General features: G+C 69.7%; 7 protein-coding genes. 6 read left to right on the top strand and 1 reads right to left on the bottom strand.

The features are described from left to right. Positions 1-79: 79 nt before the first annotated feature. Positions 80-2,404 (bottom strand): bifunctional salicylyl-CoA 5-hydroxylase/oxidoreductase, encoded by a 2,325-nt coding sequence (locus VF665_RS12440; RefSeq protein ID WP_331053746.1) that lies wholly within the window; start codon positions 2,402-2,404, stop codon positions 80-82. 689 nt (positions 2,405-3,093) lie between these two features. On the opposite strand from VF665_RS12440, the gene VF665_RS12435 reads away from it, so the two are divergent. From VF665_RS12435 to VF665_RS12410, 6 genes are all read left to right on the top strand, one after another. After that, entirely contained in the window at positions 3,094-4,218 is a 1,125-nt protein-coding gene (locus tag VF665_RS12435) for an AI-2E family transporter (RefSeq protein ID WP_331053745.1), read from the top strand. 79 nt (positions 4,219-4,297) lie between these two features. Continuing rightward, positions 4,298-5,041, top strand: a complete 744-nt coding sequence (locus VF665_RS12430) for a hypothetical protein (protein ID WP_331053744.1) — start codon at positions 4,298-4,300, stop codon at positions 5,039-5,041. A gap of 57 nt (positions 5,042-5,098) precedes the next feature. Further along, positions 5,099-5,494, top strand: coding sequence for a hypothetical protein (locus VF665_RS12425; RefSeq protein WP_331053743.1), 396 nt, complete (start codon positions 5,099-5,101; stop codon positions 5,492-5,494). Positions 5,495-5,661: 167 nt separating this feature from the next. Then, entirely contained in the window at positions 5,662-6,108 is a 447-nt protein-coding gene (locus tag VF665_RS12420; protein ID WP_331053742.1) for a hypothetical protein, read from the top strand. Beyond that, entirely contained in the window at positions 6,105-6,869 is a 765-nt protein-coding gene (locus tag VF665_RS12415; RefSeq protein WP_331053741.1) for a class I SAM-dependent methyltransferase, read from the top strand. Before VF665_RS12420 ends, VF665_RS12415 begins: the two co-directional genes overlap by 4 nt. A gap of 350 nt (positions 6,870-7,219) precedes the next feature. Then, complete coding sequence (locus tag VF665_RS12410) at positions 7,220-8,365, top strand: multicopper oxidase family protein (RefSeq protein ID WP_331053740.1); 1,146 nt, start codon at positions 7,220-7,222, stop codon at positions 8,363-8,365. Positions 8,366-8,497: the final 132 nt, after the last annotated feature.

The following is an 8,497-nucleotide window of genomic DNA, read 5'->3' as shown; positions in this document are numbered from 1 at the left end:
GCGATGGCGGCGCCTATGCCGCGGCCGCCGCCCGTGACGACCGCGGTCTTGCCGGTAAGATGCCGTTCGCCGTTCATCGTCAGATCGCGGCGGTGCCCAGCATCTCCTGCTGGCGCTGCAGGGTGCGCTCCAGCTGGCTCTTGCCGCTGGCGTACTGAATCGGCCAGGGCTGGTCTTTCCACCCCATCTGCGCGGCGGCGTGCAACGTCCAGAACGGATCCGCCAGGTGCGGCCGGCCGAGCGCCACCAGGTCCGCGCGCCCCGCCGCGACAATCCCGTTCACCTGGTCCGCCTCGGTGATGTTGCCCACGGCGATGGTCGGCACGCCGGCCTCGTTGCGGATGCGGTCGCTGTACGGCGTCTGGAACATGCGGCCGTACACCGGCTTGCCCCGCGGCGTAGTCTGCCCCGTGGACACGTGGATGATGTCCGCGCCCGCCTCGCCGAACGCGCGGGCTATGGCCACCGCCTCGTCCGCCGTCAACCCGTCGTCCACCCAGTCCGTGGCCGAGATACGGACGGAGATGGGCCGGTCCTCGGGCCACGCGTTGCGCATCGCACGAAAAACCTCCAGCGGATAGCGCAGCCGGTTCTGGAGCGAGCCACCGTATTCGTCCGTGCGGCGGTTGCTCAGCGGCGTCAGGAAGCTGCTGAGCAGGTAGCCGTGCGCGCAGTGCAGTTCCACCATGTCGAACCCCGCGCTTTCCGCCATCGCCGTCGCGCGGACGAACTCGTCGCGCACCCGGTCCATGTCGGCGCGCGTCATCTCGCGCGGCACCTGGTTCCGTTCGCCGTAGGGCTGCGCGCTGGGGCCCATCACCGGCCATCCGCCCTCCGCAAGCGGCTCGTCCATCCCCTCCCACATCAGCCGCGTGGCGCCCTTGGGCCCGCTGTGGCCCAGCTGCAGGCAGATGCGCGACGTGCTGCGCGCATGCACAAAATCCGTCACGCGCCGCCACGCATCCACGTGCTCCGGCGCGTACATCCCCGTGCACCCCAGCGTGATGCGCGCCTCGGGCGACACGCAGGTCATTTCCGTCATCACCAGCCCGGCGCCGCCCAGCGCGCGGGACCCCAGGTGGACGAGATGGAAGTCGTTCGGCAGCCCGTCTTCGGCGGAATACATGTCCATCGGCGATACGACGACGCGGTTCTGCAGCCGCAATCCCCGCAGGCGGAACGGGGTGAACATGGGCGGCGGGCAGCGCTCCGGCTCCGCGCCCGCCTCCGCGCGCGAGGCGAACCACCGCTCCACGCCGGACAGGTACGCCGCGTCGCGCAGCCGCAGGTTCTCGTGGCTCACGCGCTGGCTGCGTGTGAGCAGCGAATAGGCGAACTGCGGCGGATCCAGGTGGATGTAGCGGCGGACGTTCTCGAACCACTCCATGCTGTTGCGCGCGGCGTTCTGCAGCCGCAGCGCATCCATACGCCGCTCCTCCTGGTATTCCCGCAGCGCGTCAGCCAGGCTGGCACCATCACGGTTCAGGACACGGGCGAGCAGGATGGCGTCTTCCATCGCCAGCTTGGTTCCCGAGCCGATGGAAAAGTGCGCCGTGTGCGCCGCGTCGCCCATGAGAACGACGGGGGCGGCGGTACCATCCATCGCAAACCACTGCTCGTTGCTCACGCGGGTAAAGCGGATCCACGGCGAGCGCAGGTGCGGCGCGTTGCTTTCCAGCGCATGGCCGTCCAGCCAGGGGGCGAACATGGCCTCGCACGCCGCGACCGTCTGCGCCTCGTTCATCGCGTCGAAGCCCGCATTGCGCCACGACCGCTCGTCGCACTCCACGATGAAGGCGCTGCGGTCCGCCGAGTAGCGGTAGGCGTGGGCCTGAAAGACGCCGTGCTCCGTTTCCACGAACAGGAATGTGAACGCGTCAAAGAGCCTGGCGGTTCCCAGCCAGCAGTACGGCGCGGTGCGGACGTCCAGGTCGGGCGCAAACCGGTCGGCGTAGCGCGCGCGGACGCGGCTGTTCACCCCGTCCGCGGCAACGACCAGGTCCATCCCTTCCACGCCGATGCCGGCCAGCGCCGCGTCGTCGGGCACGTCCTGCCCAAAGCGGAGGTCCGCGCCCAGCTGCGCCGCGCGATCGCGCAGCACGCGGAGCAGCGTCTTGCGCGCGATGCCGCTGAAGCCGTGGCCGCCGGAGGTAATGGTGGCGCCGCGGACGTGGATGTCGATGTCGTCCCAGTGCGCGAACTCGTCGGCGATGCTGGCGGCGCTTTCGGGATCGGCGTCGCGCAGGTAGCCGAGCGTCTGGTCGCTGAACACGACACCCCAGCCGAACGTGTCGTCCGGCGCGTTGCGCTCCAGCACGACGATCTGGTGGGCGGGGTTGGCCCGCTTCATCAGCAGCGCGAAGTACAGTCCGGCGGGTCCGCCGCCGATCACCGCCACCTTCACGGGCGTTCTCCGGGATTGGGATGGATTGGGTGCCGCGGGTGTGGCCGGGCAGTGTACGGGGCCGCGGTGCCGGGCGAAAGTACGGGGGGGCGCTCTCCACGAACGGATGTGCGGAACGGAAGCACACGGACGCGATCTGTGCGCGATGCGACAAGGCTGGCGCGGCCGACGGGGTGGCCCTCACCCGGCCGCGCCCTCACCCGGCCGCGCTGAGACGCGTCCACCCTCTCCCACGAACAGATGTGGGAGAGGGGGCACACGGCAACGGCGGCTCGGAGCGCATCCAGGCTGTGGCTCTCACCCGCGGCTCGGGGCCCCTCCCCCGGCCCCTCCCCGTGCAAACAGACGCACGGAGAGGGGAGACCTCAGCGCGAGGATGGCACTCGGCGCCGGACTCATCCCCGCGCGAGCGCAGCCTCACGGCAGTATCGTGAGGCTTTCAGCCGTTGTTGCGGCGAATTCATTCGCTCACCATGCGGCGGCGCCAGACCTCTGCCATCCTGCACCTGGCCTTCACGCCCATCAACCCTCCCCCAGTCCGCTTTGGGGGAGGGTGGGCCGGTGGTGCCGGCCCGGGTGGGGGCCGCCCTGAAGCACGCGGGCCGCTCCGGGCCCGTGTATCTGGTGCGCTCCTTGCCCGACTGTCTGTCCGGAAAGCCGGGAATCCACACCACAACCCAGCGGCGCACATGGCGGAAGACGAATCCACTCCCCCGACCGCCCCACGCGTCGAGGCCGAGGAGGTCAAGGCCGGCGCCCGCTCGCAGCCCCTGTCCGACCGTCTGCGGCCGCAGCACCTGTACCGCGCCGTGGGGCTGGCCTTTCTGCTGGCGCTGCTGTTCCGGTTCTTTGACGAGATCACGCAGGTGTTCCTGCTGATGTACGCGGCCGCCATCATCGCCATCGGGCTGAACGCGCTGCGGCGGCTCATCCCCGTGCAGCGCAAGTGGCTGGCGGCGGGGATCGGGCTCGCGGTGGTGGGCGGGTTCGTGGCGGCCGTGGCGTTCGGCGCGCCGCTGCTGCTGCAGCAAATGCGCGACATGGCCGGGCAGGGCCCCGCCTTTACGGAGCAAATCAAGAACATGGAAGGCTGGCTGCGGGAAAACACGGGGATGAACATCAAGTTCCCCCCGCCGCAGAAGATGCTGGCCGGCCTGTCGCCCGGGGGGAGCGTCATGGGGAGCGCCGCCAGCCTGCTGGAAGTGCTCTTCATTCCCCTGATCCTGTTCTTCGGCGCGCTGTTCGCCCTGGCCACGCCGAACGACCGCCTGCTCACCCCCCTGCTGCGCATCGTTCCCGACGATCTGCGGACGGCGTGGTACCGCATCTTTCAACTGCTGGGGGAGCGGCTGCTGGGCTGGCTCAAGGGCGTGGGGATCGCCATGATGGGCGTGGGGCTGCTGAGCGTGCTCGCGTTCTGGCTCATCGGCGTGCCCAACGCGCTGCTGCTCGGTCTCTTCTCCGGACTGACGGAGTTTCTGCCGCTGGTGGGCCCGTGGCTGGGCGGCGGCGCGGCGGTGGGCGTGGCGCTGATGGACGATCCCACCAAGGGGATGTGGACGGCGGTGGCGGCGCTGGCCATCCAGCAGATCGAGGCCAACCTCATCACTCCCTGGGCCATGTCGCGCAGCGCGGAAATCCATCCCTTCGTTACGCTGTTCGCCCTGGTGCTCTTCGGCTCGGTGTTCGGCTTTCTGGGCATCCTGCTGGCGCTGCCGCTCGTGATGCTGGTGTGGACGGTGGTGCAGGTGCTGTGGGTGGAGCGCGCGATTGAGACGGACGGCGAGCGCATCGCCAACGTGGTGAAAGAGTAGCGCGCCGCGAGTTGTGAGGGACGGGCCGGCGCCATACCTTTGCGGCCGACCCGTTCCACACCCGCTCCCCCGGTGCACCATGCGCATTCCCCGCGTCTGTTTCCTGCTCCTGGCCGCGCTCGCGGCCTGCGCCCCCGCGGCCGTCCGCCCGTCGCCCGCCATCACCAGCTCGGAATCGCTCATCCAGGCGATGCACGACCGCTACGAGCGGACGTGGTACCGCACCCTCAGCTTTACCCAGACGACCACGCTCGCCCGCCCCAACGACTCCACCGTGGTGGAGGAGTGGCGCGAGTGGGCCAGCATTCCGGGCGGGCTGCGGATCGAGATGGGCCCGCCGGCAGGGGGGCGCGTCACCATCTTTGCGCGCGACAGCACCTTCAGCCTGAACCGCGGCCAGCTGGTGCGCGCCGTCAACCGCACCAACGCGCTGATGACGGTGGGCTTCGACGTGTACGCCCAGCCGGTGGAGCGCACGCTGGCGTCGCTGCGGGCGCAGGGCTTTGACCTGTCGCGCTTTCATGTGGACACGCTGCAGGGCACGCCCGTCTACGTGGTCGGCGCGCTGCGCGGCGACAGCACCTCCAAGCAGTTCGCGGTAGAGGCGGACCGGCTGCTCTTCATCCGCCTGCTGGAGCCGGCGGCGAACGGGCAGGTGATGGCGATCTGGTTCAAGAACTACGAGCGGCTGGCGGGCGGATGGATCGCGCCCGAGGTGGAGGCGTTCGTCGGTACCCGCCGCGTGCTGCACGAGGTATATTCCAACGTGCGCGCCAACGATCCGGTGGATCCGGCCATGTTCGATCCCCGCGCGCCGCGCTGACGCCCGCACGCCCGCCCCGCCCGGGGCGGGCGCCGTTCCACCCCTTCCGCCCATCCCATGACCACATCCGCATCCCCGTCCCGCGGCACCACGCTGCGCATCATTCGCATGGCCCTGCTGGCGGGCGTGCTGTCGTTCGGCGGCATCATCACCTTTCTGGTGAGCCGCGACGGCCCGCGCGGCGGCGGCAGCGACATCGGCGCGGCGCTGCAGTGGGTGAACATCGCGTTCCTGATCGTGGCGGCCGCGGGCGTGCTGGTGCTTCAGCGCAAGCACGCGGCCGAGCGCGACCCGGCCCAGCGGCAGACGTGGAACATCATCGCCTGGGCTTTGGGTGAGATGACGGCCATGTTCGGCGGCGTGCACTACCTGCTGGTGGGCAGCCCGGCGCCGTACCTGGTCGGACTCGCCATGCTGGTGGCCTCGTTCGTCCTGGTCCCCATCCGCGAGTAGCGGGCGCGCCGCCTGTCACAAACGGGCGGTGGATGGCGTTTTTTCGACGGCGCTCTCCATGCGGGAGCGCCGTTTCTGCACCCGCTCGTCCCCCCATCCGCGACGGGATTTGCCGCGGCCCGGGACGAGGGAAAAGACCCGCCGTACGCCGACCCACGGAGCTCATCATGAAATCCACGTTTCGTTCGCTGTCCGCCGCGGCAGTTGCCGCGCTCGCCGTTTCCGCGTGCGGCATCATCGGCCCGGACCACGACTGGGAACTGATCCCGGCCGTGCTACTGCAGACCGAGCAGGGCCCCGCGGTCGCCACGCCCGCGACCGCGAAGGCCAAGGCAGCGTTCGCGGTGGAGATCATGACCATCGGCGGCGGGTGTGAGCGCGAGGGGATCACGGAAGTCGTGGTGAACCAGCAGACGCGCACGGCGGAGATCACCCCGCTGGACTACACGGATGCCGCGGCGGACGTGTGCACGGAGGAGCTGAAGACGTTCCGGCACACGGCGCAGATCGCCTTTGATACGCCGGGCCCCGCGACCATCCGCGTCTACCATCACCTGGACACCCCGACGTTCGCGCGCCCCGAGGTCACGCGCACGGTGCAGATTACCGAGTGACGGCGGACCGGCAGTCCACGACCCGCTTCTCGGACCGGGTAGATGCCTATGTGCGGCACCGCCCCGGCTACCCGGATTCCGTCCTCGCCGTGCTGCACGGCGAGGCGGGGCTGCGGCCCGGCGACACCGTAGCCGACGTAGGCGCGGGCACCGGAATCAGCTCGCGGCTGCTGCTGCAGGGCGGCCATCCGGTGGTGGGGGTGGAGCCGAACGCGGCCATGCGCGCCGCGGCCGAGGCGGCGCTGGGCGGGGATCCCCGCTTTCGCGTGGTAGACGGGACCGGGGAGGCCACGGGGCTGCCGGACGCCAGCGTGGACGCCGTGATGGCGTTTCAGGCGTTCCACTGGCTCGATCCGCTGCGCGCCCGGGCGGAGTGGCGGCGCATCCTGCGGCCCCGCGGGCTGGCCGTGATCGTGTGGAACGCGCGGCGGCGGGCCGCGTCCGAGTTTCTGCGCGGCTACGAGGCTCTCCTGTTGCGCCACGGGACGGACTACGCCGGCGTGGACCACGGAAACGTGACAGACGACACGCTGCGCGCCTTCTTTGGCGGGCCGTTCACGCGGCGGTCGGCGGAGAACCGGCAGGTGTTCGACTACGCGGGGCTGGAGGGGCGCCTGCTGTCATCGTCCTACGCACCCAACGCGGGGCAGCCCGGCCACGAGGAGATGATCCGCGACCTGCGCCGGCTGTTCGACGCGACGCAGCAGGACCGGCAGGTGGTCATGGAATACGAGACGGAGATCCTGTTCGCCCGCCTTTGATCGGGATTCCACCGATCGCCGCCACCGACAGCGCCCCGAGGCTGATGCCCCGGGGCGCTTCCCTTTGCCCCCGCGGTTCTTCCCGACCTCCCCACCCTCCGCGTCCCCCGCGTGAGATGCGGCTTCCCTTTTTCCTTCGAACTCGTGAGGAAAGCTCCCCACACGCCCGTGGGGAGCGCGGGCTGTCCGCATGCCGGAAATTCATGGGTTTCCCGTCCGGCGCTCCGTCCTCTCCCCGACAGGTGGCGCACCGGGGAACGGGTAGCTTGATGGCGTTCGCAAGAGACAATGCGATTGCCGGTGCCCACGGGGCGCCGCCAGCCCGTTCCGAACCCAACGGAGATCGACCCATGAGCGTACAGGACAACCACGAAAAGACCGCCGCCCCTTCGCGCCGGGACTTTCTCCGCTTTTCGGCACTGGGCCTGGCGGTACCGATCGCCGGGATGGCGGTGAGCGCGTGCGGCGGCGCGGGCACGGCGGAAAAGACGGCGGCGAACGCTGAAACAGCGGGGAACGCGGCCACCACCAGGGCCGCCGCGTCGGGCACGCACGCCGACAGCGACCACAGCGGCGGCACCATGGCGCCCAACCCGCAGACGCCCGCCAGCGCCGCCGAAATCCGCCGCCGCGCGGACGAGATGGACGCGCACCACGAGAAGGGGATGAAGATGTTCCCCGCCAAGACGGGCAAGATGGGCAATCAGCCCATGGCGCCGCGCATCGTGAACGGCGTCAAGGTGTTTGAGCTCACCGCGGCCAGGATGCAGTGGGAAACGGAGCCCGGAAAGTTCGTGGAGGCCTTCGCCTATAACGGCCAGGTGCCCGGCCCGCAGATCCGCGTCACCGAGGGCGACCGGGTGCGCGTGGTACTCAAGAACGAGCTGGACCAGTCCACCGCGGTGCACTTCCACGGCCTGCTGGTGCCCATTGACCAGGACGGCGTGCCCTTCATCACGCAGCCGCCCATCAAGCCGGGCGACACGTACACGTACGAGTTCACCGTGCCCAACGCGGGATCGCACATGTACCACTCGCACCACAACGCGGCGGAGCAGGTGGGCAAGGGGCTGCTGGGCGCATTCATCGTGGCGCCGCGCCGGCCGCGCGCGGTGGAGCGGGTGGACATCGACTACGTGATGATCCTGAACGACGGCAGCCACGGCTACACGCTCAACGGCAAGAGCTTTCCCGCCACGGAGCCCATCGTGGCCAAGCTCGGGCAGAAGCTGCGCATCCGCTTCATGAACGAGGGGATGATGATTCACCCCATGCACCTGCACGGAATGGGGATGAAGGTGATTGACAAGGACGGCTATCCCCAGCCCATGCCCTGGATGTGCGATACGCTGAACATTGCGCCCGGCGAGCGCTGGGACGTGATCGTGGACTGCAACAACCCGGGCACATGGGCCTTTCACTGCCACATTCTTCCCCACGCCGAAACGCCGAGCGGAATGTTCGGCATGGTCACGGCGCTGATCGTGCAGAAATAACCCCGCCCTGCACGACCCCTGGCCGGCCCCGCGATCCGCGGGGCCGGCCTCGTTTTCGTCCCGTCTTTCTCGCGCCGGACCCGGCGGCCTCATGCCTCCGCCGGCGCCTTCCGTTCCCTCCGCGATCCTCCG

This window comes from Longimicrobium sp. (assembly GCF_036387355.1).
Lineage (GTDB): Bacteria > Gemmatimonadota > Gemmatimonadetes > Longimicrobiales > Longimicrobiaceae > Longimicrobium.
The sequence above is the reverse complement of the archived record's forward strand: the minus strand, read 5'-3'. Positions and strand labels throughout refer to the sequence as shown.

Bases quoted from the DNA above. Each gene is read 5' to 3' on its own strand.
- VF665_RS12430 (WP_331053744.1), top strand. From the start codon at position 4,298: ATGCGCATTCCCCGCGTCTGTTTCCTGCTCCTGGCCGCGCTCGCGGCC.
- VF665_RS12435 (WP_331053745.1), top strand. From the start codon at position 3,094: ATGGCGGAAGACGAATCCACTCCCCCGACCGCCCCACGCGTCGAGGCC.
- VF665_RS12420 (WP_331053742.1), top strand. From the start codon at position 5,662: ATGAAATCCACGTTTCGTTCGCTGTCCGCCGCGGCAGTTGCCGCGCTC.
- VF665_RS12425 (WP_331053743.1), top strand. From the start codon at position 5,099: ATGACCACATCCGCATCCCCGTCCCGCGGCACCACGCTGCGCATCATT.
- VF665_RS12410 (WP_331053740.1), top strand. From the start codon at position 7,220: ATGAGCGTACAGGACAACCACGAAAAGACCGCCGCCCCTTCGCGCCGG.